This is a genomic window from Streptomyces sp. NPDC001137 (genome assembly GCF_040298885.1).
In the GTDB taxonomy this organism is placed as follows: domain Bacteria; phylum Actinomycetota; class Actinomycetes; order Streptomycetales; family Streptomycetaceae; genus Streptomyces.
The window spans coordinates 120,327-140,087 of record NZ_JBEPBA010000002.1 but is presented as its reverse complement, the minus strand read 5'-3'; the positions used below and the strand labels follow the sequence as shown (position 1 = coordinate 140,087).

Sequence of the window (19,761 nt, the reverse complement as noted above, 5' to 3'; positions counted from 1 at the left end):
TGCAGAGCTCTGCATACCCATGCATCACTCAGCTCTCGTCGCACATCCTGTTCAGCTCCTTCGCGATCCGATCGACTCGTGACTCGCCCTCGCTGCGCAGCCCGTACACGCCCGTGAGGCTCACGACACTGCCGTCGAGGAGGATGGCCACCGGAAGCTCCCACAGGGCGCCCCTCGTCGACCAGTCGATCCTGCTCTCGACCACCACCATGTCGTCCCACGCCACGAACCGGGTCCGCCACAGACCACGGCTGCGGATGCCCTCCGAGGACACCCGCAGCCGGCTGGAGAGGGCGCGCCAGGCCAGCCATGTCACAGCCACCGCCGGCGCGGGGAGAAGAAAGGGCTGCACCGACTCCGGGGCCTCGGTGACGAGGCTGAGGACCACTGCGCCGAGCATCAGGATCCCGACGCAGCTCAGCCCGTTCGTCCACGGGTTGCGGATGGTCCTGTCCATGCCTCATGGCATACCGCCGGAATTCCCGGGACGACACCGCCGCCGCGGAGGCTTGACGCAGACCTAACGCGCCATTTCCTCCTTGAGCGCCGCGAGGAACGCGTCCACGTCCTCCTCGGTGGTGTCGAAGGCGCACATCCAGCGCACCACGCCCGCGGCCTCGTCCCAGAAGTAGAAGCGGAACCGCTTCTGCAGCCGTTCGCTCACATCGTGCGGGAGCTTGGCGAACACCCCGTTGGCCTGGACCGGGTAGAGGATCTCCACCCCGTGCACGGCGCGCACACCCTCGGCCAGGCGCTGGGCCATCTCGTTGGAGTGGCGGGCGTTGCGCAGCCACAGGTCCTTGGCGAGCAGGGCCTCCAACTGCACCGAGACGAAGCGCATCTTGGAGGCGAGCTGCATGGACAGCTTGCGCAGGTGCTTCATGTGCCGGACGGCGTCCTGGTTGATGACGACGACCGCCTCGCCGAACAGCGCGCCGTTCTTCGTCCCGCCCAGGGAGAGGATGTCGACGCCGACCGCGTTGGTGAACGTCCGCATCGGCACGTCCAGGGACGCGGCCGCGTTGGCTATCCGGGAGCCGTCCAGGTGCACCTTCATGCCGTGCGCGTGGGCGTGCTCGCAGATCGCGCGGATCTCCTCCGGCGTGTAGAGCGTGCCGAGCTCCGTGCTCTGGGTGATCGAGACGACCTGCGGCATCGCACGGTGCTCGTCGTCCCAGCCGTACGCCTGCCGGTCGATCAGTTCGGGAGTGAGCTTGCCGTCCGGAGTCGGGACCGTCAGCAGCTTGAGGCCGCCCATGCGCTCCGGCGCGCCGCCCTCGTCGACGTTGATGTGCGCGCTCTCGGCGCAGATCACCGCGCCCCAGCGGTCGGTGACCGCCTGGAGCGCGACGACGTTCGCGCCCGTGCCGTTGAAGACCGGGAAGGCCTCGGCCGTGGCCCCGAAGTGGCTGCGGATGATGGCCTGGAGGTTCTCGGTGTAGTCGTCCTCGCCGTACGCGACCTGATGCCCGCCGTTGGCCAGGGCCAGGGCGGCGAGCACCTCCGGGTGGGCCCCGGCGTAGTTGTCGCTGGCGAAGCCGCGGACCTGCGGGTCGTGATGGCGCCGCGCGTCGGTCCTCGGGGGGTTCACGGCTTCTCGGTCAGCCACAGACGCTTTCCGTTCACTTCGGCGGCGGGCTTGTTCCAGACGTCGGCGATGGCCTCGGCCAGCTCCTTGACGTCCGTGAAGCCCGCGAACTTCGCATTGGGTCGCTCGGCGCGCATCGCGTCGTGCACCAACGCCTTGACCACCAGGATCGCAGCCGCCGACGTCGGACCCTCGGCGCCTCCCGCCTTGCGGAAGAAGTCGGCCATGGCCAGGGTCCACGCCTCGGCGGCGGCCTTGGCGGCGGCGTACGCGGCGTTGCCCGCGGTGGGGTTCGTCGCGCCGGCCGCGCTGATCAGGACGTAGCGGCCGCGCTCGCTGCGCTGCAGCGCCTCGGAGAAGGCGAGGGAGGTGTGCTGCACGGTGCGGATGAGCAGCAGCTCCAGAAAGTCCCAGTCGTCGAGGCTGGTCTTGATGAAGGTCTCGCCGCCGCGCCAGCCGCCCACGAGGTGGACCAGGCCGTCGACACGGCCGAACTCCTTCTCGATGTGCATGGCCCACTCCCGCGTGGACTCCAGGTCCAGCAGGTCGACGGGCTCACCGGTCACGGTGGCGCCACCGGACGCGTAACGGGCCGCGTCCACGGCCTCCGCGAGCCGCTCCGGGTCGTTGTCCGCGGCGACGACGGTCGCGCCCGCCTCCGCGAGCCGGATCAGTGCCGCGCGCCCGGCGGGTCCGCCCGCTCCGGCCACCGCGATCACCGCACCGCTGAGAGCTCCGTTCCCCGCCATGGTCTTCGCCTCCTGAGCAGTGGTTCTGGTGTTGCGGTCGCTCACGCTGCGACCCGCTCGGCGCTCTTTGCCGTGATGCCCTTGGTGGAGGCGATCACGTTCTTCAGCTTCTTGGAGAGGGCCTCATAGAACATGCTCAGGGGAAACTCGTCCGGAAGCACGTCATCGACGAGCTTTCGCGGCGGCTGACTCAGGTCGAGGGCGTCCGGGCCCTTGGCCCAGCGGGAGCCGGGGTGCGGGGCGAGGTACTGCGACACCAGGTCGTACGCGGCGAACCAGTGGACCAGCTTCGGACGGTCGATGCCGGCCCGGTAGAGGTCCTCGATCTCGGCGCACAGCTGGTTGGTGACCTGCGGGGCCCGGTCCCAGTCGATGTGCAGCTTGTTGTCGGTCCAGCGGATCACGTCGTGCTTGTGCAGATAGGCGAAGAGGAGCTGGCCGCCGAGACCGTCGTAGTTGCGCACGCGCTCGCCGGTGACGGGGAAGCGGAACATGCGGTCGAACAGCACTGCGTACTGCACGTCACGGGCCTGCGGGACGCCGCCGGCCTGCAGCTTCACGGCCTCCTTGAAGGCGGTGAGGTCGCAGCGCAGCTCTTCGAGGCCGTACATCCAGAACGGCTGCCGCTGCTTGATCATGAACGGGTCGAAGGGCAGGTCGCCGCGACTGTGGGTGCGGTCGTGGACCATGTCCCACAGCACGAAGGCCTCCTCGCAGCGCTTCTGGTCGTGGACCATCGCGGCGATGTCCTCGGGCAGGTCGAGGCCCAGGATGTCGACGGCGGCGTCGGTCACGCGGCGGAAGCGTGCGGCCTCGCGGTCGCAGAAGATGCCACCCCAGGAGAAACGTTCCGGCGCCTCGCGCACGGCTATGGTCTCCGGGAAGAGGACGGCGGAGTTGGTGTCGTAGCCGGCCGTGAAGTCCTCGAACTTGATGCCGCAGAACAGCGGGTTGTCGTAGCGGGTGCGCTCCAGCTCGGCCAGCCAGTCGGGCCAGACCATGCGCAGCACGACCGCCTCCAGGTTGCGGTCCGGGTTGCCGTTCTGCGTGTACATCGGGAAGACGACCAGGTGCTGCAGGCCGTCCACGCGGTTCGCGGCGGGCTGGAAGGCCAGCAGCGAGTCCAGGAAGTCGGGCACCTCGAAGCCGCCCTCGGCCCACCGGAGCAGGTCCTTGGCCAGCGCCTCGTGATAGTCGGCGTCGTGCGGGAGCAGCGGGGAGAGCTCCTCGACGGCCGCCACGAGACGCCGTACGGCCGCCTCGGCCTCCGGGCGCCCGGGGGCACCGTCGGCCCCGAGGTCGATCGATCCGTCCTTGGACTGCCATGGCCGGATCTGCTCCACGGCATTCTTGAGCACGGGCCAGGCCGGGTGCTCGACCACCCTGGTCACGGGAGGAACCTGTTCCCCCGAAGCCGCCTGCACAAGAATTTCCGTCATGTCCCATCCTCCACGGGAGAAGCTCGCGTATGGAGACCGTATACATACGGACTTCCTCTCAGCAAGAGGAGCCTCGGGAGATTATCCTGCGCTTCTCCTTGGTCACCGAACTTTTTCCTGCCGGAAACCCATCCGGCAGACATTTGGGTATCGCGCGGCTACCCGGCGGCGGAGCGTCGAAACCGGCCACCGGTCAATACCGGAAGGACTCGCCCACGCCCGGGTGATCCCCGACGGGTACAGGCCAGGCCCGCCCCCGGCGGCACGCCGATCCCCCGTGTACGACCGGGTTCATCGCCGGGCCGGGCCGTTAGGCTGCGGCTCTGCCCGCGCGGCCGTCCGCTCCGGTCCGCGCGCGGAGCCGAGCCGCCGTCGACGGAAGCGAGTTGAACCTTGAACTTCCTTACCATCGGTCATCGCGGAGTCATGGGTACCGAGCCCGAGAACACCCTCCGTTCCTTCGTCGCCGCCCAGCACGCCGGGCTCGACGTGATCGAACTCGATCTGCATCTGAGCAAGGACGGCGCCCTCGTCGTCATGCACGACACCGACGTGGACCGTACGACCGACGGCACCGGCCCGATCGCCGAGAAGACCCTTGCCGAGCTGCGCGCCCTGGACGCGGGCCGCGGCGAGCGCGTCCCGGTCTTCGAGGAGGTCCTCGAAGCGGTGCGGGCCCCGCTGCAGGCCGAGATCAAGGACATCGCGGCGGCACGGGCGCTGGCCGAGGTCATGCTCAAACGGGACCTCGTCGCCCGGGTCGAGGTGTCCTCGTTCCACGACGAGGCGATCGCCGAGGTCTCGCGTCTGGTGCCGGGCGTACGGACCGCGCTGATCGGCAGCCGCTACGGCACCGACATCGTGGAGCGCGCCGTAGAAGCCGGTGCCGCGACCGTCTGCCTCAACATCCGCCGCCTCACCCTTGAGATCGTGGAGCAGGCCCGCAAGGCGGACCTGAGGATCATCGGGTGGGTGGTGAACACCCAGGACCATCTGCGGCTCGTCCGGGCGCTCCAGCTGGACGGCGCGACCACCGACTACCCGGAGATCAAGCGCACCGGCCGCTTCACAGCCTGAGCCTCAGACCAACTCCTTGATCAGACCAGCTCCTTGACCAGTAGCTCGAACTGCAGGTCGTCGCGGAGCGGAATGCCGAAGCGCTCGTCGCCGTACGGGAACGGGGTCATCCTTCCCGTACGGCGGTATCCGCGGCGCTCGTACCAGGCGATGAGGTCGCCACGCACGGAGATCACGGTCATGTGCATCTCGCGCACACCCCAGCTCTCGCGCGCCGTGCGCTCCGCCTCCGTGATGATCACCTTGCCGAGGCCCGCGCCCTGCAGTTGCGGGCTGACCGCGAACATCCCGAAGTAGGCGTGCTCCCCGCGGTGTTCGAGCTGGCAGCAGGCGACGACGGTGCCGTCCCGCTCGACCGTCAGCAGTCGGCTGTCGGGCGACTTGATCACGGCGAGCACGCCCTCGGGGTCGGTGCGCTGCCCTTGCAGGATGTCCGCCTCGGTGGTCCACCCGGCCCGGCTGGAGTCCCCGCGGTACGCCGACTCGATCAGCGCGACGAGCACGTCGACGTCTGCGTCGGTGGCGTCGCGGAAGGTCAGTCCGTCGGCGGTGGTCTCCATGGGTGTCACTCCGGTTTCCGGCTCGGCACAGGCAGGGACGAGGGTAACCCTGCCACTAGGCTCCGTATGCATGGTGCACGTTCTCAGCAGCCGGACCCTTCTCCAGCCGAGCGATCCCGAGCGCTCCCGCACGTTCTACGGCGAGCAGTTGGGCCTCGCCGTCTACCGCGAGTTCGGCACGGGGCCGCAGCGCGGCACCGTCTACTTCCTCGGCGGCGGCTTCCTGGAGGTCTCGGGCCGCTCCGAGACCCCGGCCTCCCCCGCCGTACGGTTGTGGCTGCAGGTCGAGGACGTGGCCGCGGCGCACGAGGAGCTGCGGGCCAAGGGTGTCGAGATCGTGCGGGCGCCGGTGAAGGAGCCGTGGGGGCTGGTCGAGATGTGGATCGCGGACCCGGACGGGACACGGATCGTGCTGGTGGAGGTGCCGGCGGACCATCCGATGCGCTATCGGCCGGGGATCTGAGCACCCGGAACCAGTCGGCCCCGGTACCGCCGTTTCTCCCGGTCCCAAGGGAGGGGTTCACGGTCCGGGGAGACAACTTCACGCCGTACGCGTGACGAAAGTTGGTATGCCACGGCGGCCGACTCTGGAATGCTCGTGAGTGATCCCGGGTGAACATTCCCCACAACGCCAGAGTGCTCTACGAAGCACAGGAGCAACCCCGTGGACATGCGTCACGATGGGGCGGATCGCTGAAGTGCCGGCCCTACCCCCCCGTGGCCCATGGCCACGAAAGCCCCCCTGAAGGCCCCGGAAGGCTGGAGTCCCGGCAGGTGACCATGCTGGGGACGGGCGGTCCCCTGCTCAGGGACCTCGGTCTGGTCGTCCCCGGCGGCGCTCTCGTCGCCGTCGTGGGGCGCTCCGGGGCCGGTGAGTCGCTGCTGGCCGCGCCGGCCGGGCGCCTACCTCGACCCGGACGGGGGCGAGGTGCTGTTCGCCGGCGTCCCGCTGTGCCGCCTTCGCCGTGACGAGCTCAGGCAGGCGACGGCGTACGGCTTCGAACGCCCGGTGCTGCTCGGTGAGACCGTCGCCGACGCCAGCGCCTTCGGGGCGCGGGGCCGGGCGGCCCGGGCCGACGTGTTCATCCGCCACATGCCGGCGGGCTGCGCCAGCGGCGTCGCCGAGACCCCGGTCTCCGGCGGCAAGGCGCAGCGGATCGGGCCGGCCCGCGCGTTCTTCCAGGCCCGGCGGGTGCCCGTGCTCGATGTCGCGGCGAGCCTGGACACCGTGGCACCGCTCGGCGCGGTGGTCACATCCAGCCCGACTCCCTCGCGATCCGGATGGCGTCGATCCGGGTACGCCCCCCGATCTTCCTGGTGATCGCCGACAGGTGGTTGCGGACCGTGGCCACGGACAAGGACAGCCGCTCGGCGACCTCCCGGGTGGGGACGCCGTCGGCGGTCAGCCGCAGGATCTCCACGTCCCGCGGGGTCAGCGGGTTCGCTCCCGCCTCCAGCGCGGCCAGCGCGAACTCGGGGTCGATGAACCGCTGCCCCCTGACCAGCTTGCGGATGCCGTGGACCAACCGGTCCGCCGGAGCGTTCGTACTGATCACCCCGGCGGCCCGCAGATCGAGCATGCGCCGCAGCCGCGCCGGTGTGGGCGAGGCCATCATCAGCAGCACTCGGCACTCGGGCAGCCGCCGCTTCAGCTCGCCCCGCGCGGCGAGTTCCTCGCCCTCCTTGGAGTCGACGTCGATCACGGCCACGTCGGGGCGGCACAGCAGTGCCCGCGCCAGCACCTCGCCGTCGCCCGAGGCCTCCGCGACGACCTCGATGTCGTCCTCGCGGGAGAGCAGGGCGGCGAAGGCTCCCCGCACGAGGCGGGTGTTCTCGACGAGAAGCACGCGGATCAATGTCGTCCACCCTCCGCAGACCTGAAGAAAATTATCGACCCTTGTGTCCGGAATTTCAGTTCGGTCGTCCCGCGGCCCGACCAGTCCCGCGCGGGCGGTGTTCCCAGCGCCGGTCGGTACGGGTCAGCTCCCGGAAACCCGCGGCGAGCAGGAGGTCGACGGCTTCCTTGTCGTCGGCCGGCTCGTAGGCGAAGAGACGGTCCGTGCCGCACAGGCGCAGCCAGTCCGCGGCCTGGGCGAGCAGCTGTCGCTCCAGTCCCTCGCCGTGGAAGGCCGGATCGATGTGCAGGTTGCCGATGTCGGCGCGGCCTGCCGCGCGGGCGTGCCGTTCGGGGCGGGACAGGGCGGTGTCGACCTCGATGAAGCCCGCGGCGCGTGCGTCGGCGCAGGCGGTGAGACGGGTGCCGCACTCCCCCAGCGACCGCTCGAACCTCACGCCCGGCAGGGGTTCGAGGGCCGGCAGGTCGGCCACCCGCGCGATCAGGACCACCTCGGTGTCTCCGACGTGGCGGAAGCCCGAGCGTTCGTAGACGGCGCGGATGTGCGGCCAGTTGCGGGGCAGGCCGTAGACGATCGGGGCCGGGAGAGCGCCGTCGGCGTACCGGGCGCGGACGTCCCAGCGGGCGAACTGGGCCAGGCACGCGGCCATCAGCCGGTCCGCGGCCACCTCGGCGTCGGGCCAGAAGGAGGCCGGTGGCCGGCACACGAACCAGTCGATCTCACCGGCGTCGCGGTAGTGGTCGCCGACCTCCGCGCCGGAGCGGTAGCGCAGCAGGTGGGCGGCGGCCACCACGTGGCGGCGCTGCTCGGCGACGAGGGTGACGCGCTCGGCGACCCAGGGGTCGGTGATGAACTCGCCGGGCTGTCGCTCCAGGTCACTGAGGACGGTGTTCACCGAGACGGAGACACCGGGGACGACGGCGGCGACGTGTGCGTTGATCAGGTCGGTGAGCTGGTCGCGGTCGTCGCGGCGGAAGGGGCGCACCGTGAGCGCGGGCATGCGGAAACCTCCGGGACAAGGACGAGAGCTGGAGGCCGCCACGCGGTGCGGTACGTGGCCGAGGGTACGTCGGGGGCGGCGCCGGGCGCGAGGGGTTCGGCCGGATGGCCACAGGGCGGGGCCGGGCTTAGCGTGCTGGAGGGGCCATTGTTCGCCCATGGCTTCGGAAGGACACCATGAAGCTCGACAAGCCGGTGACCGGCGGGCCCTGCTGGACCGAGCTCGGGACCAGCGATCTGGCGGCGGCCAAGCGGTTCTACGCGGAGCTGTTCGGCTGGCGCAGCGAGACGGATCCGCGTCAGGAGGCGGGCGGATACACGGTCGCGCACCTCGGGGACGCCGCGGTCGCCGCGCTGACCCCGCTGTACCAGGAGTCGCAGCCCGTGGCGTGGAACGTGTCGTTCGCGGTGGCGGACGCGGATGCCGCCATCGCGGAGGTGACCGCGGCCGGCGGGACGGTTCTGCTGGGCCCGATGGACGTGTTCGACCTGGGCCGATTCGCGGTGGCGCTCGATCCGGGTGGTGCCGCTTTCCAGTTGTGGCAGGCGCGGGCCTTCCCGGGTGCCGGACTGTTCAACGCACCCGGCTCACTGGGCTGGGTCGAACTGCTGACCCGCGCGCCCGAGCGGGCCGAGAGCTTCTACACAACCGTGTTCGGCTGGAGTGTCGGCGCTTGCGAGCACTACCCGCAATGGGGCATCGACGGCGCGGACTTCGGCGGCATGGTGCGCATGGACGAGAAGTTCCCGCCCGAGGTGCCGCCGCACTGGCTGCCGTACTTCGCGGTGGCCGACGTGGACGCCTGCGCGGCCACGGCGACGCAGGCGGGCGGCACCGTCCTCATGGAGCCCACCTCGGTGCCGGACGGGCCGCGGATCGCGGTGTTGCGGGATCCGCAGGCCGCGGTGTTCGGCGTGTACCGGGCGGGCGACGAGCACTGATCAGTGCGGGAGCCGGACGGTCATCTCCACGGTGATCTCGTCGCCGACGGTGATCTGCCGGGGCCTCCGGACAGCGGCCTTCAGGGGCAGCAGGTAGCCGCCGTCCTTGGGGAACAGCGAGGTCTCGAAGTCGACCTCGCCGATCCGTGCTGCCACGGGGATCACGCCCCAGCCGTAGCTGGCCTGCGCCGCGACCTCACGGATGTCCGCGGACTCCTCGTCGGGCACGGGCAGGTAGTAGTAGGGCGCCGGGCCGCGCCACTCGATCACCCGGCCGACGAAGGTGAACTCCAGCATCAGGCCCCTTCCTCGTGCCCGTCACGATAGAGCGCCTCGGCAAGCGGGGTCACCGTCACCTGGTCGATGACCGGGGCGTACGCCGAGCGCTGGCCGTATGCGTTCTTGGTGCGGCCGTCGAAGTCGGGGAGTTCGTCGGCGGTGAACGTGAGCGTGTTGCTGCCCTGATGGAGGGTCACGGGGACCGAGAGGTTCCAGAAGTTGTTGAAGTGGAAGGTGGTGGGGAACAGGACGCGGCGCGGGGCGGCGCCGTTGACGGAGATGTCCGCGTGGCGGCAGACCGGGTCGGGGTTGTAGTGGGTGGCGGGCGCCTGCTCGCCGTTGGAGTAGCGGATGGTGAGCGCGTGGCCCCCGGCGCGCTCGGCGGTCACCGTCAGGGTGAGCGCGTTGCCCGGGCCGGCGCCGATGCCGTCGACGGCCTTGCCGCCGGTGGCGTACGAGTGTCCCGTCACCCTTGCGGTGCCGGTCAGGATGCCTTCCTCGGCGGCGAACACCCCCGTGGGCAGCAGCCCGCGGGAGGGGCCGACGCGCAGCCGGTCCACGACCAGGCGGTCCGAAGTCCCGGTGACGGTGACCTTGTTGATGCCGCCGGCCAGGAAGAGCGGGACGGGACCTCGCTGCACGCGTCCGAGCTCCTCGCCGTTGACCGTGAGCAGGCCCTCCCCGGGGCCGAGCAGGTCGACGGTGACCGTCGCCTCGCCGTCGTCGGCCGCATGCACCCAGAAGGTGACGGTGCCGCCTCGGGGCAGGACGGCGGTGCCGGGACCGGAGGCCCCGAGGTTGGCGTAACTCACCTGCGCGCCCGCATCGAGGGCGGTGAACTCGGCGTCGTACAGGTCCTCCTGGTCGTCGCGCAGGGTGAGGTCCAGTTTGTCGACGACCGCGTCCCCCTTGGTCGTGCCGAGGTCGGGGTCCCGCGCGGCGAGGGTGATCCGGTGCGGGCCGGCGGTCAGCTCGACCTCGGTGTCGGTGTGGCCCCACACCGCCCACTTGTAGCCGAGCGGCAGCCGCAGTTCACGCGCGTCCTTGCCGTCGACGCGCAGGAAGACGTTGGTCGGGCCGTGCTCGCGGACCAGATCGGCCAGGTTGTGGGAATTGGCGAAGACCCGCAGGTCGTACGTCCCGTCCCGCGGGACCACGACGTCGAAGGCGAGCACGCCGTCGGAGCCGGTGCGCAGGCCGCCGATGTGGTGGCCGCCGGACGTCGCGAACTTGTCGACGTCGGAGGGGGATCCCTCGGGGCCGTGCTTGACGTAGCCGCCCCCGGTGTACGTGGCGTCCTCGGCCTCGTAGGTCAGCCGCCGGCCCGCCGCGGGCGGCAGCAGCGCGGCGCCGTGGCCGCCGGGGGCCACGAGCAGCTGGTAGGCGGACATCTCGTCGAGATCGGTGAGCGTCAGCGTCACCCGACCGTCCCTCACGGGCAGTTCGGCGTCGAGCAGTCGCAAGGGCTGGGCGCTCGCGCCGACCTGGCCGCTCCAGGCGATCTCCTGGAGGCGTACGTGGACGGTCGCGCCGAACAGGTCGGCGTCCACGCCTTCGAGGACCAGGTTCGCGGCTCCGCTCGCGCCGCCGAACAGCACGCGGGCCTGCCGTTTCAGCCGGTCGAGGGTGGCGACGCCCTGCAGCGTGTACTGGACGTCGGGGTGCGGTGCGGTGACCCGGACGGTGTGGCCGGACAGCTGCCCGTAGGCGTTGAACAGCCACCACTGGCCGTTCCCCTTGTTGGCCTCGACCGCCGAGTCGTTGAGGTTTCCTGCGATGTTCCAGTACGCCATGTCGGCGTCGACCTTGGACTCCTCGATCGCTGCGATCCACTGGACCATCTGCCCGGGGACGGACAGATGGTAGTTGTGTGCGTACTCGTTGAGATTGACGGGCAGGGGCCCGATGCCCAACTCCCGCTCCATCTCCCGGTACTTGGCGACGTTTCTGCGGACCTCGTCCGGAGAGGACAGCTCGTGCCAGGTGATCACGTCGGGGAGCACGTCGTGCTCCCGCGCGAACTCCAGGAAGCCGCGCACCTCCGGATAGAGGACGCAGGTGTTCGGGCCGGCGATGCGCGCCTGGGGGTCCAGGCCCTTGATGAGGTGGTACGCCTGCTGCCAGGCCGTGAAGTAGGGGCCCGGCTCGGTGTGCCAGGAGACCCGGTCGTAGCTCCACTCCCCCGTGCCGAACATGTTGCCCTCGGGCTCGTTGAACGGCACGTACACGACATGGGACTTGAGCGCGCCCATCGTCCGCACCTGCGCGACCTGGCGGCGGATGTTCGCCAGGTAGGCGGTGAGCCGTTCCTCGCCGGTGGCGCCCGGCCACTCGTAGGGGAAGCCGCGGTGGATGTCGGTCAGGTAGACGTAGAGGTCCTGGCCGCCCGCCGCGACGAAGGGCGGCAGGATCTCCAGGGCGTCGGCGCCGGGGTGCTGGACGCCGTCCTGCGCCTTGGTGGTGACCGTGCGGACGTACATGCCCTCGACGACGGCCCGGCTGGGCACGCCGTCGCCGTAGAGGCCGTAGAGCGTGCCGCTCGCGCCGCCGTGGAAGGGGCCGGTCTCCGTGCCCAGATCGACAGTGAGCGTTTCGGCTGTCACAGCATCGGTCTTTCGTTCGGCATGTCGTATGCCAGTCGGCGATCCGAACCGGCCTGGTCGACGTAGGGAGTCGTTGTCGATCACGTCAACGGGCACACGGATCCCGAAAGTTCCGGAGGCGGCCGTTCAGACGCGAAGCGCGCCCAGGCGGCCCTCGAGCCGGAGAAGCAACTCGCCCAGCAGCCCGGCCAGTTCGCCCTGCTCCGAAGGATCGAGGGCGGCCAGCACGGAGGTCTCGTAGGCCAGCTGCTCGGGGAGGATGCCGTCGACGAGATCGCGGCCGGCGTCCGTGAGGCGGAGGTGGGCGACGCGCCGGTCGCGGGTGTCACCGCGGCGCTCGACCAGGCCGCGCTCGGTGAGCTGCTTGAGGCGTTTGGTGACGGCGGCACCCGAGGAGAAGGTCTCGCGGGCGAGTTCGCCGGGGGTCAGCTCGTGGCCGGTGCGGCGCAGCGCGCCGAGCAGGTCGAACTCGGGGCGGCTGAGGCCGGCCCGGCGCAGGGGGGCGTCCTCGGCCTGCTGGAGGAGGGCGGCGCAGCGGTTGATACGGCCGATGATCTCCATGGGGCCGGTGTCGAGGTCGGGGTGGACGGCCTGCCACTGCCGGACGACCGCGGAGACGGTGTCCTCGCCCCTGGTCGTCCCCGCCTGCCGTCCGTTCGCTGCCGTCATGGCCGTACGCCCTCCGCTCTCGCGCTCCGGTGCAGTCCCTGGTGTCCCAGAGCCTGTGGCCGGCCCCCGGCCGGGGTTCAGCCACAGGCTCTTGCCGTCGCCGCGAGCGTACGGTGTCCGGCCTGCTCGGCGCGCACGACCCGCTCCTGGGGCAGGGCGCGCTGCCACCACTCGCCGGATGCGGCGTCGACGGTGGCGCGCAGGTCGGCCAGGGCGGCGGCGAGGGAGCGCCGGGCGGCCTCCAGCGCGGCGGGTGCGGGGGCGGGCTCGGCCAGCAGGCGGGCGGTGTGCTCGCGGGCGCGCTCGGCGGCGGCCAGTGCCTGCTCGACGCGGTCGCCCGCGCGGCGGTTGGTGACGGCCACGGCGGCGAGGAGGCCGACCAGGGCGCCGACGAGGGTGTCGACGACCCGCTCGGTGATCAGCCGCCCGGGCTCCTGGAAGCGGGTGAACTCGGTGATGAGCAGGGCCATCGGGGTCACACAGACGCTGCCGAGCCAGTAGTTGCGGCCCATCAGGGCCTCGGCGCCGAAGTTGAAGGCGAGGCAGCACAGCACGAGAGCCGCCGGGCCGAGGTGGGCGAGCGGGACGACGGCGGCGTAGAGCAGCACGCCGACGAGGTTGCCGACGACGCGCTGGACGCCACGGCTCCAGGTGAGGGTGAGATTGGCCTGGTAGAGGGAGGCGGCGGTGACCAGGGCCCAGTAGGGGCGGCCGATCCCGAGGGCGAGGGCGGTGTAGCCGGCGAGGGCGCAGCCCAGGGCGGTGCGTACGGCGATCGGGGCGAGCGGGCCGAGCCGCTGCCACAACGGGCGGCGCGGGACGGCGAGTTCGGCGTCCACGCCGAGGAGTTCGGCGGTGGCCGCCGGGTCGTGGACCTCCGGGACGGGTCCGGTCCCGGTCAGCTCGCGGGCCCAGGCGCGCAGCTGCTCGGGGTCGGTGTCGGCGGGGGCGGCGAGGGCCACTTCGGCGCGGACGACGAGGCGTTCGAGGGCGCGCCGGGTGCGGGTGTCACGGGTGGACAGGAGCGACTGCCAGGCGGCCTGGACGGCGGCGGCCGCCGCGGCACGGGCCCGGGCGTGGCCGGCGCCGGCGCCGCGGGTGACGGCGTAGGCGGCAGCGGCCCTCAGGGCGGCCGCGGTGGCCCGGCGCTCGGGTCCGTGCGGGCGCAGCAGCCCGGGTGCCATGCCGACCACCCAGGCCCAGCCGCCCGCGGCGAGCGCCGGCGCGAGATGGGCGGGGACCTGGCCGAGGGTCTGCGGGGCGAAGAGGGACGCTGAGGTGATGAAGGTCGGCACGACATTGCCGGGCGGGCCGATGCGGGTCGCGTCGCACAGCGCCTTCTGCAGGGCGGCCAGCAGCGCGCCGATGGTGACCAGCACGAGGGCGCTGCCGGTGAGCGAGGCGGCGACCAGGGAGACGGCGAGACCGCCGACCATGCCGAGGACGACCCAGGCCAGGGCGCGGGCCCGGGCGGCGTAGGGGCGGTGGTGGGCGTACAGCGCGCACAGCGACCCGGCCATCGTGTACATCGCCAGGTCGAGCCGGCCGAGGGCCAGCAGGGCCAGATTGGGCGGCGCCGCCGAGGCGACCACGCTCAGCGCGGGCTTGAACCAGATGTCCGCGGGACGGCCCACACGCAGCACGCCGGCCAGCGGGAGAGGGCGGACACGTGGTGGCGGGGCGGGGGTCACACGGTTCACGGTTCATGAGCTTAGCAGGTGTTTTACTCGTAAATGATTTCGGGAAGGGCGCGGTCACCTGCTGTGCTCCGGCGAATGCTCCCCGTGTACATCCTTGCGCTTGCGTGCGCGCCGCATGCTGCGGGCAACCACCGACTGTCGACACCGTCGAGCGGGGAGGTGCGCGTGCACGGACCGGCTTCGCCCGGCTGGCTGCTGGTCGCGCTGTGCGCGGCGACCGGGGCCTACTGCCTGCTGCGGATGCGCAGCGCGGTCGAGGAGCAGCGCCGGTCCGCGGGCGGCGAGGCTCTGATGGGTTTCGGCATGGCCGCCATGGCCGTACCGGCGGCGGCCTTCAGCCCGCCGGCATGGGCCTGGCCCGGCTACGCGGCCCTCTTCGGCGCCGCGGCGCTGCGCGCCCTGTGGGCGGCGCGGACGAACGTGCACCATCTGCACCACCTGGTGGGGGCCTCGGCCATGGTCTACATGGCGGTCGTGATGGCGGCCACTCCGGGACACCATGCCGGGCACGCGGGGTCGGGCGGAGTCCCCCTGGTGACCGGGGTGCTGCTGCTCTACTTCACGGGATTCGTGCTGCTGTCCGGTGTCCGGCTGATGCCGGTCGTGGCCACCACCGGCGGCGGACGCGTGGGCTGGGGCGATCGTCCGGAGCTGGCGCGGGCGTGCCGGCTGTCGATGGGGATCGCGATGGTGGCGATGCTGGTCACGCTCTGAGGCGGGCTGCGCCGACCCGGGCATTGGCCTCGCGCCCCGCCGGTCGGCGAGGATCGATGCATGCATTCCCCGCCCGTCGACTCACCGCCCCGCCCGCCGGACCACCGCACCACCACCCGCGCCGCGGCCGCGCTCACCTTGTGCTCCGCGCTGCTGCTCACCCTGGTCGCCGTCAAGTGGCACCCGTTGATCGGCGTGGACGGCGACATCGCCCGCACCACCCACCGCTGGGCCGTCGACGCATCCGGCCTCACCCACGCCTTCCGCATCCTGACGGACTGGGTCTGGGACCCCTGGACGATGCGTCTGGTGTGCGCGGCCGTCGCGGTGTGGCTGGCATGGCGTCGCTCGGCCTGGTGGACGGCACTGTGGCTGGCGGCCACCTGCGCCCTGGGCAGTCTGCTGCAACAGGCACTCAAGGCCGCGGTCGACCGCCCGCGCCCCGTCTGGCACGACCCCGTCGACTCGGCGAGTTACGCGGCCTTCCCCTCGGGTCACGCGATGACCGCCACGGTCGTCTGCGGCCTCCTGCTGTGGCTCCTGCACCGCTACGGACCCGACCGCGCCGTATGGCGTACAGCGCTGGCCGTGGGGGTCGTCTCCGTGCTCGGGGTGGGCCTCACCCGCGTCTGGCTGGGCGTGCACTGGCCCTCCGACGTGCTGGGCGGCTGGCTGCTGGGAGCGATGCTGGTGGCGCTGGCCGTGGCGGTCCACCAACGTAAGATCCACTCATGACGGCCGTCCTGTTCGACTTCTCCGGCACCCTCTTCCGCATCGAGTCCACCGCGTCCTGGCTGCGTGCCGTGCTGGACGACGCCGGCATCACGCTGCCGGAGCCGGAGTTGGCGCAGGCGGCGAAGGCACTCCAGGTGGCGGGAGCCCTGCCCGGCGGGGCGAATCCGGAGCAACTGCCCGAGGAACTCGCCGAGGTGTGGCGGATCCGGGACCAGAGCGCCGAACTGCACCGGGCCGCCTACACGGGGCTGTCCCGCCAAGTGGCGCTCCCCGACCCGGCATTGCACGACGCGCTGTACGACCGGCACAGGACGCCGGCCGCATGGACGCCGTACCCCGACGCCGCCGAGGTGCTCCAGGCGCTGTGCGAGCGCGGGGTCGGTATCGGGGTGGTCAGCAACATCGGCTGGGATCTGCGCCCGGTCTTCCGCGAGCACGGCCTCGACCGGTATGTGGACGCCTACGTCCTGTCGTACGAGCACGGCATCCAGAAGCCCGACCCGCGGCTGTTCGCGGTGGCCTGCGAGGCGCTCGGGGCCGATCCGCGCGAGACCGTGATGGTCGGCGACGACCGGCGGGCGGACGGCGGTGCGGCGGCCCTGGGGTGCCGGGTGCACCTGGTGGACCATCTGCCGGCGGCTCAGCGGCCGGACGGGCTGCGTCCGGTGCTGGAGCTGGCGGGCTGACCGCCGGGCCGCCCGGTCAGCCCCGATAGCCCTCGACCTGCGAGGAGGGCCGTACCTGCGCGTCGTCCGGGTTCTCCCCGAACTCGGCCTTCGCGCGCCGCTGGCGCAACAGGTCCCAGCACTGGTCGAGTTCGCGTTCCAGCACGCCGAGTCGCCGGTGTTCCGTCGCGCTGTCGATCTCGCCGGAAGCGAGGGACTCACGCAGCTTGCGCTCGTCCTCGACCATCTCCGTGATCCTGGCCAGGATCTGCTGGTCCTGTTCCATGTTCCGGCCCTCCAGACACACACGAAAGCGGCCCGGAAAGTAGCCTGAGGACACCTTCAGGGCGATGAGGCCGCCCGCCTCGGACGATCCCCCGCGTCGCCCGAAGCAGACGGCAGCCCTGACCAGCCCCTACGGAGCTCCGACCAGGACGTTCCGAGTATAGTTGGCTGGCAGCCAGTCAACGCAGGAGTTACAGCATGTCCCCGCGCAGCGCCTCGGTCAATGAAGAGTTGCGGAGACGTTCCCGGGAGCGGCTCCTGCAGGCCGCCGTCGAACTCGTGGGCGAGCGCGGCTACGAGGCGACGACCCTCGGCGACATCGCCGACAGAGCGGGCTCGGCACGCGGCCTCGTGTCGTACTACTTCCCGGGAAAACGCCAGCTCGTGCAGTCCGCGGTGCACCGGCTGATGCACCGCACGCTGGAGGAGGCGGTGGAGCGCGAGCCGCGCACCGAGGACGGCCGGGAGCGGATGGCGCGGGCCATCGACGCGATTCTGGGGCTGGCCCGGGACCGGCCCGTGCTGATGCGCCAGCACATGGCGGGACTGCTGCAGGCGGAGGGCTTCGTGCAGTGCCCGGAGCAGCAGCGGCTCGCCGAGGTGCTGCGGGACGTCGTCGCCCGCAACGGGGCGCGGGACGTCGACGTGGACTACCCGTTGCTGCGTTCCCTGCTGATGGGTGCCGTCTACGCGATGGTGCTGCCGAACGTGCCGATGCCGATCACGACCCTGCGGGCCGAGCTGTTCGAGCGCTACCGGCTCGACTGGGAGATGGGCATGCCGCCGGACGCCGAGGCGGTCTCCGGCGCGACGTGCGAGACGGATCTCTCACGGTTCTTCGCGACCGGCGAGGAGCCCGGGCCCAAGACCGGTCAGCGCCGCGCGTGACGAGGCGACAGAAACCCCGAGTCACGCGCCTGCGAGATCAGCCTGAGTGACTTGCGGCGACTGTGGCCGGTCGCGCACATCACCGCGAGAACGGGATCGAAACCCCCTTCCTGCGCCGCGCGGTACTCCTGCGCGACGAGCCAGCGGCCCTCGACGCCCGCGGGCCACGCGGGCCGGGCCCGCCGGGGCACGGCGGATCCGTCACCCGCGGCCGGATCCGCCCCGGGGCCGCACGCCTCGAAGAGCGGCTCCTCGATCCACTCGGCGAGTTCCGCGAGGTCGTGCAGGGACAGGGCCGGCTGGGAGCGGACCTCCTCCAGCGAGGCACAGCCCTCACAGACCACGGCGAGCGCGTCGATCCGGGCACCGTCGGTGAACGCAAGCCGGACGGTGAACCACGAGGTGGCGCGCTCGTCCTCCCGCACTTCCCACGCGGGCCATACGGACACCGTGCCGTCCGTCGGACAACGATCAGAAAGATTAAGAAAGGATGCGTCTAGCACACGCGGAACGTAACCACTTGATCACATTCAGCAAGGGTGGACACGCACGCCGATACCGCGCCTGCACCCTGTCAGCGCAGCACCGGCGGTGCGATGCTGGAGCCGTCAGCGATCTCCTGTCGTAAGGAGTTCCGCCGTGCTGCGTGTCGCCGTCGTCGGTTCCGGGCCGAGCGGGGTCTACACCGCCCAGAACCTCGTCCAGCTGGACCCCGGGGTGCTCGTCGACGTACTGGACCGGCTGCCGTGCCCCTACGGCCTGGTGCGCTATGGCGTCGCGCCGGACCACGAGAAGATCAAGTCGTTGCAGAACAACCTGCGTACGGTGCTGGAGCACGAGCGGGTGCGGTTCCTCGGCGGCGTCCGGATCGGCCCCGGCGGGCTGCCGGCCGCCCGGCTGCGCGAGCTGTACCACGCGGTCGTGTACTGCGTGGGTGCCGCCACCGACCGCCACCTGGGGATCCCGGGCGAGGACCTGCCGGGCAGCTGGTCGGCGACGCAGTTCGTGTCCTGGTACAGCGCCCATCCGGACTCCGCCGACGACGGTTTCGTACGCGACGCCCGGTCCGCCGTGGTCATCGGTGTGGGGAACGTCGCGGTGGACGTCACGCGGATGCTGGCCCGCGGCCCGGCGGAGCTGAGCCCGACCGACATGCCGCAGGCGGCGCTCGGCGCGCTGGCCGCGAGCCGGGTGCGCGACATCCACATGGTGGGCCGCCGCGGCCCCTCCCAGGCCCGCTTCACGACCAAGGAACTGCGCGAGCTGGGCGGTCTCCCGGAGACCGGACTCGCCGTGGATCCGGCGGAGTTGGAGCTCGATCCGGGGTACGTGGACCCCGCCGCGCTGCCCGCGGTCCAGCGCCGCAACGTGGACGTGCTGCGCGGCTGGGCCCAGGTACCGCCCCAGGACACCCCGCGCCGCATCCGGCTGCGGTTCTTCCTGCGCCCCGTCGAACTGCTCGCCGACGGCGGCCGGGTGGGCGCCGTGCGTTTCGAGCGGACGGAGCCCGACGGGCAGGGCGGAGTGACGGGCACGGGACGCTACGAGGACATCGAGGCGCAGCTTGTGCTGCGTTCGGTGGGCTATCGCGGGGTGCCGCTGGAGGGACTGCCCTTCGACGCGGCGAGCGGCACCGTGCCGCATCTGGCCGGACGCGTCCTGCGCGCGGGCGTGGTCGCGCCGGGCGAGTACGTGGCCGGCTGGATCAAGCGCGGCCCGACGGGCGTCATCGGCACCAACCGTCCGTGCGCCAAGGAGACGGTGCTGTCGCTGCTCGAGGACGCCCCCGTCCTCGTACGCAAGGAGCTCCCGGAGGATCCGCTCGCGGCGCTGCGCGCCGAGGGGATCGATCCGGTCTCGTGGGCGGGCTGGCAGGCCATCGAGCGGGCCGAGGCGAGCCTCGGGGCCTCGCTCGGGCGCGGTGTCGTCAAGCTGGCGGACTGGGAGTCGCTGCTGGCGGCGGCGCGGGCGGCGGGCTCGCAGCAGGCGTCGTAGCAGAGTCGTACGGCGCCC

General features: G+C 71.6%; 22 protein-coding genes. 9 read left to right on the top strand and 13 right to left on the bottom strand.

Annotation, left to right across the window (positions count from 1 at the left end; translation table 11 throughout):
- Nucleotides 1-28 precede the first annotated feature (28 nt).
- The 4 genes from ABT254_RS03640 to ABT254_RS03625 form a co-directional block, all read right to left on the bottom strand.
- Nucleotides 29-457, bottom strand: a complete 429-nt coding sequence (locus ABT254_RS03640; RefSeq protein WP_351463099.1) for a hypothetical protein — start codon at nucleotides 455-457, stop codon at nucleotides 29-31.
- Nucleotides 458-520: 63 nt separating this feature from the next.
- Complete coding sequence (locus ABT254_RS03635) at nucleotides 521-1,591, bottom strand: threonine aldolase family protein (RefSeq protein ID WP_351463097.1); 1,071 nt, start codon at nucleotides 1,589-1,591, stop codon at nucleotides 521-523.
- Nucleotides 1,588-2,337 (bottom strand): SDR family NAD(P)-dependent oxidoreductase, encoded by a 750-nt coding sequence (locus tag ABT254_RS03630; protein ID WP_351464055.1) that lies wholly within the window; start codon nucleotides 2,335-2,337, stop codon nucleotides 1,588-1,590. The genes ABT254_RS03635 and ABT254_RS03630 overlap by 4 nt, the downstream gene beginning before the upstream one ends.
- A gap of 41 nt (nucleotides 2,338-2,378) precedes the next feature.
- Nucleotides 2,379-3,776: a DUF6421 family protein gene (locus ABT254_RS03625; RefSeq protein ID WP_351463095.1), complete on the bottom strand. Its 1,398-nt coding sequence runs from the start codon at nucleotides 3,774-3,776 to the stop codon at nucleotides 2,379-2,381.
- A gap of 393 nt (nucleotides 3,777-4,169) precedes the next feature.
- On the opposite strand from ABT254_RS03625, the gene ABT254_RS03620 reads away from it, so the two are divergent.
- Complete coding sequence (locus tag ABT254_RS03620; RefSeq protein WP_351463093.1) at nucleotides 4,170-4,853, top strand: glycerophosphodiester phosphodiesterase; 684 nt, start codon at nucleotides 4,170-4,172, stop codon at nucleotides 4,851-4,853.
- A gap of 20 nt (nucleotides 4,854-4,873) precedes the next feature.
- Here ABT254_RS03620 and ABT254_RS03615 read toward each other — a convergent pair whose 3' ends face one another.
- Complete coding sequence (locus ABT254_RS03615) at nucleotides 4,874-5,413, bottom strand: GNAT family N-acetyltransferase (RefSeq protein ID WP_351463091.1); 540 nt, start codon at nucleotides 5,411-5,413, stop codon at nucleotides 4,874-4,876.
- Nucleotides 5,414-5,483: 70 nt separating this feature from the next.
- On the opposite strand from ABT254_RS03615, the gene ABT254_RS03610 reads away from it, so the two are divergent.
- Both ABT254_RS03610 and ABT254_RS03605 read left to right on the top strand, forming a co-directional pair.
- Nucleotides 5,484-5,876 carry a VOC family protein gene (locus tag ABT254_RS03610; RefSeq protein ID WP_351463089.1) on the top strand — a complete coding sequence of 131 codons (393 nt, stop codon included), beginning with the start codon at nucleotides 5,484-5,486 and terminating at the stop codon, nucleotides 5,874-5,876.
- 408 nt (nucleotides 5,877-6,284) lie between these two features.
- Nucleotides 6,285-6,734 carry a hypothetical protein gene (locus ABT254_RS03605; protein WP_351463087.1) on the top strand — a complete coding sequence of 150 codons (450 nt, stop codon included), beginning with the start codon at nucleotides 6,285-6,287 and terminating at the stop codon, nucleotides 6,732-6,734.
- Here ABT254_RS03605 and ABT254_RS03600 read toward each other — a convergent pair.
- Both ABT254_RS03600 and ABT254_RS03595 read right to left on the bottom strand, forming a co-directional pair.
- Nucleotides 6,664-7,260 carry a response regulator transcription factor gene (locus ABT254_RS03600; protein ID WP_351463085.1) on the bottom strand — a complete coding sequence of 199 codons (597 nt, stop codon included), beginning with the start codon at nucleotides 7,258-7,260 and terminating at the stop codon, nucleotides 6,664-6,666. The genes ABT254_RS03605 and ABT254_RS03600 overlap by 71 nt on opposite strands.
- A 64-nt stretch (nucleotides 7,261-7,324) precedes the next feature.
- The gene (locus ABT254_RS03595) at nucleotides 7,325-8,269 is read right to left on the bottom strand and encodes a GNAT family N-acetyltransferase (protein ID WP_351463083.1); all 945 of its coding nucleotides are present in this window, start codon (nucleotides 8,267-8,269) and stop codon (nucleotides 7,325-7,327) included.
- Nucleotides 8,270-8,445: 176 nt separating this feature from the next.
- On the opposite strand from ABT254_RS03595, the gene ABT254_RS03590 reads away from it, so the two are divergent.
- Complete coding sequence (locus ABT254_RS03590) at nucleotides 8,446-9,210, top strand: VOC family protein (protein ID WP_351463082.1); 765 nt, start codon at nucleotides 8,446-8,448, stop codon at nucleotides 9,208-9,210.
- Here ABT254_RS03590 and ABT254_RS03585 read toward each other — a convergent pair whose 3' ends face one another.
- The 4 genes from ABT254_RS03585 to ABT254_RS03570 form a co-directional block, all read right to left on the bottom strand.
- Entirely contained in the window at nucleotides 9,211-9,504 is a 294-nt protein-coding gene (locus ABT254_RS03585; RefSeq protein WP_351464052.1) for a DUF1905 domain-containing protein, read from the bottom strand.
- A 2-nt stretch (nucleotides 9,505-9,506) separates the two neighbouring features.
- The gene (locus ABT254_RS03580; protein ID WP_502971923.1) at nucleotides 9,507-12,122 is read right to left on the bottom strand and encodes a cellulosome protein; all 2,616 of its coding nucleotides are present in this window, start codon (nucleotides 12,120-12,122) and stop codon (nucleotides 9,507-9,509) included.
- 96 nt (nucleotides 12,123-12,218) lie between these two features.
- Nucleotides 12,219-12,761: a MarR family winged helix-turn-helix transcriptional regulator gene (locus tag ABT254_RS03575; protein ID WP_351463078.1), complete on the bottom strand. Its 543-nt coding sequence runs from the start codon at nucleotides 12,759-12,761 to the stop codon at nucleotides 12,219-12,221.
- Between the two features lie 77 nt (nucleotides 12,762-12,838).
- Nucleotides 12,839-14,461 carry an FUSC family protein gene (locus ABT254_RS03570; RefSeq protein ID WP_351463076.1) on the bottom strand — a complete coding sequence of 541 codons (1,623 nt, stop codon included), beginning with the start codon at nucleotides 14,459-14,461 and terminating at the stop codon, nucleotides 12,839-12,841.
- 165 nt (nucleotides 14,462-14,626) lie between these two features.
- On the opposite strand from ABT254_RS03570, the gene ABT254_RS03565 reads away from it, so the two are divergent.
- The 3 genes from ABT254_RS03565 to ABT254_RS03555 are packed head-to-tail and all read left to right on the top strand — an operon-like array spanning nucleotide 14,627 to nucleotide 16,596.
- Nucleotides 14,627-15,175: a DUF5134 domain-containing protein gene (locus ABT254_RS03565; RefSeq protein WP_351463074.1), complete on the top strand. Its 549-nt coding sequence runs from the start codon at nucleotides 14,627-14,629 to the stop codon at nucleotides 15,173-15,175.
- Nucleotides 15,176-15,235: 60 nt separating this feature from the next.
- The gene (locus ABT254_RS03560; RefSeq protein ID WP_351463072.1) at nucleotides 15,236-15,910 is read left to right on the top strand and encodes a phosphatase PAP2 family protein; all 675 of its coding nucleotides are present in this window, start codon (nucleotides 15,236-15,238) and stop codon (nucleotides 15,908-15,910) included.
- Nucleotides 15,907-16,596: an HAD family hydrolase gene (locus tag ABT254_RS03555; RefSeq protein WP_351463070.1), complete on the top strand. Its 690-nt coding sequence runs from the start codon at nucleotides 15,907-15,909 to the stop codon at nucleotides 16,594-16,596. Before ABT254_RS03560 ends, ABT254_RS03555 begins: the two co-directional genes overlap by 4 nt.
- A 16-nt stretch (nucleotides 16,597-16,612) precedes the next feature.
- Here the strand turns inward: ABT254_RS03555 and ABT254_RS03550 are convergent, their stop codons facing one another.
- Complete coding sequence (locus tag ABT254_RS03550; RefSeq protein WP_351463068.1) at nucleotides 16,613-16,861, bottom strand: DUF2630 family protein; 249 nt, start codon at nucleotides 16,859-16,861, stop codon at nucleotides 16,613-16,615.
- 197 nt (nucleotides 16,862-17,058) lie between these two features.
- Here ABT254_RS03550 and ABT254_RS03545 point away from each other — a divergent pair, with 197 nt between their 5' ends.
- Complete coding sequence (locus tag ABT254_RS03545) at nucleotides 17,059-17,748, top strand: TetR/AcrR family transcriptional regulator (RefSeq protein ID WP_351463066.1); 690 nt, start codon at nucleotides 17,059-17,061, stop codon at nucleotides 17,746-17,748.
- Here ABT254_RS03545 and ABT254_RS03540 read toward each other — a convergent pair.
- Nucleotides 17,733-18,197 (bottom strand): DUF6214 family protein, encoded by a 465-nt coding sequence (locus ABT254_RS03540; protein WP_351463062.1) that lies wholly within the window; start codon nucleotides 18,195-18,197, stop codon nucleotides 17,733-17,735. The two genes, ABT254_RS03545 and ABT254_RS03540, sit on opposite strands and share 16 nt — an antisense overlap.
- Before the next feature lie 190 nt (nucleotides 18,198-18,387).
- Here ABT254_RS03540 and ABT254_RS03535 point away from each other — a divergent pair, with 190 nt between their 5' ends.
- The gene (locus ABT254_RS03535; RefSeq protein WP_351463060.1) at nucleotides 18,388-19,743 is read left to right on the top strand and encodes an FAD-dependent oxidoreductase; all 1,356 of its coding nucleotides are present in this window, start codon (nucleotides 18,388-18,390) and stop codon (nucleotides 19,741-19,743) included.
- Nucleotides 19,744-19,761: the final 18 nt, after the last annotated feature.

Excerpts from the sequence above, each read along its gene's own strand:
- ABT254_RS03630 (WP_351464055.1), bottom strand. The coding sequence starts at position 2,337 with ATGGCGGGGAACGGAGCTCTCAGCGGTGCGGTGATCGCGGTGGCCGGA.
- ABT254_RS03595 (WP_351463083.1), bottom strand. The coding sequence starts at position 8,269 with ATGCCCGCGCTCACGGTGCGCCCCTTCCGCCGCGACGACCGCGACCAG.
- ABT254_RS03610 (WP_351463089.1), top strand. The coding sequence starts at position 5,484 with ATGGTGCACGTTCTCAGCAGCCGGACCCTTCTCCAGCCGAGCGATCCC.
- ABT254_RS03625 (WP_351463095.1), bottom strand. The coding sequence starts at position 3,776 with ATGACGGAAATTCTTGTGCAGGCGGCTTCGGGGGAACAGGTTCCTCCC.
- ABT254_RS03640 (WP_351463099.1), bottom strand. The coding sequence starts at position 457 with ATGGACAGGACCATCCGCAACCCGTGGACGAACGGGCTGAGCTGCGTC.
- ABT254_RS03590 (WP_351463082.1), top strand. The coding sequence starts at position 8,446 with ATGAAGCTCGACAAGCCGGTGACCGGCGGGCCCTGCTGGACCGAGCTC.
- ABT254_RS03550 (WP_351463068.1), bottom strand. The coding sequence starts at position 16,861 with ATGGAACAGGACCAGCAGATCCTGGCCAGGATCACGGAGATGGTCGAG.
- ABT254_RS03575 (WP_351463078.1), bottom strand. The coding sequence starts at position 12,761 with ATGACGGCAGCGAACGGACGGCAGGCGGGGACGACCAGGGGCGAGGAC.
- ABT254_RS03545 (WP_351463066.1), top strand. The coding sequence starts at position 17,059 with ATGTCCCCGCGCAGCGCCTCGGTCAATGAAGAGTTGCGGAGACGTTCC.
- ABT254_RS03560 (WP_351463072.1), top strand. The coding sequence starts at position 15,236 with ATGCATTCCCCGCCCGTCGACTCACCGCCCCGCCCGCCGGACCACCGC.
- ABT254_RS03615 (WP_351463091.1), bottom strand. The coding sequence starts at position 5,413 with ATGGAGACCACCGCCGACGGACTGACCTTCCGCGACGCCACCGACGCA.
- ABT254_RS03555 (WP_351463070.1), top strand. The coding sequence starts at position 15,907 with ATGACGGCCGTCCTGTTCGACTTCTCCGGCACCCTCTTCCGCATCGAG.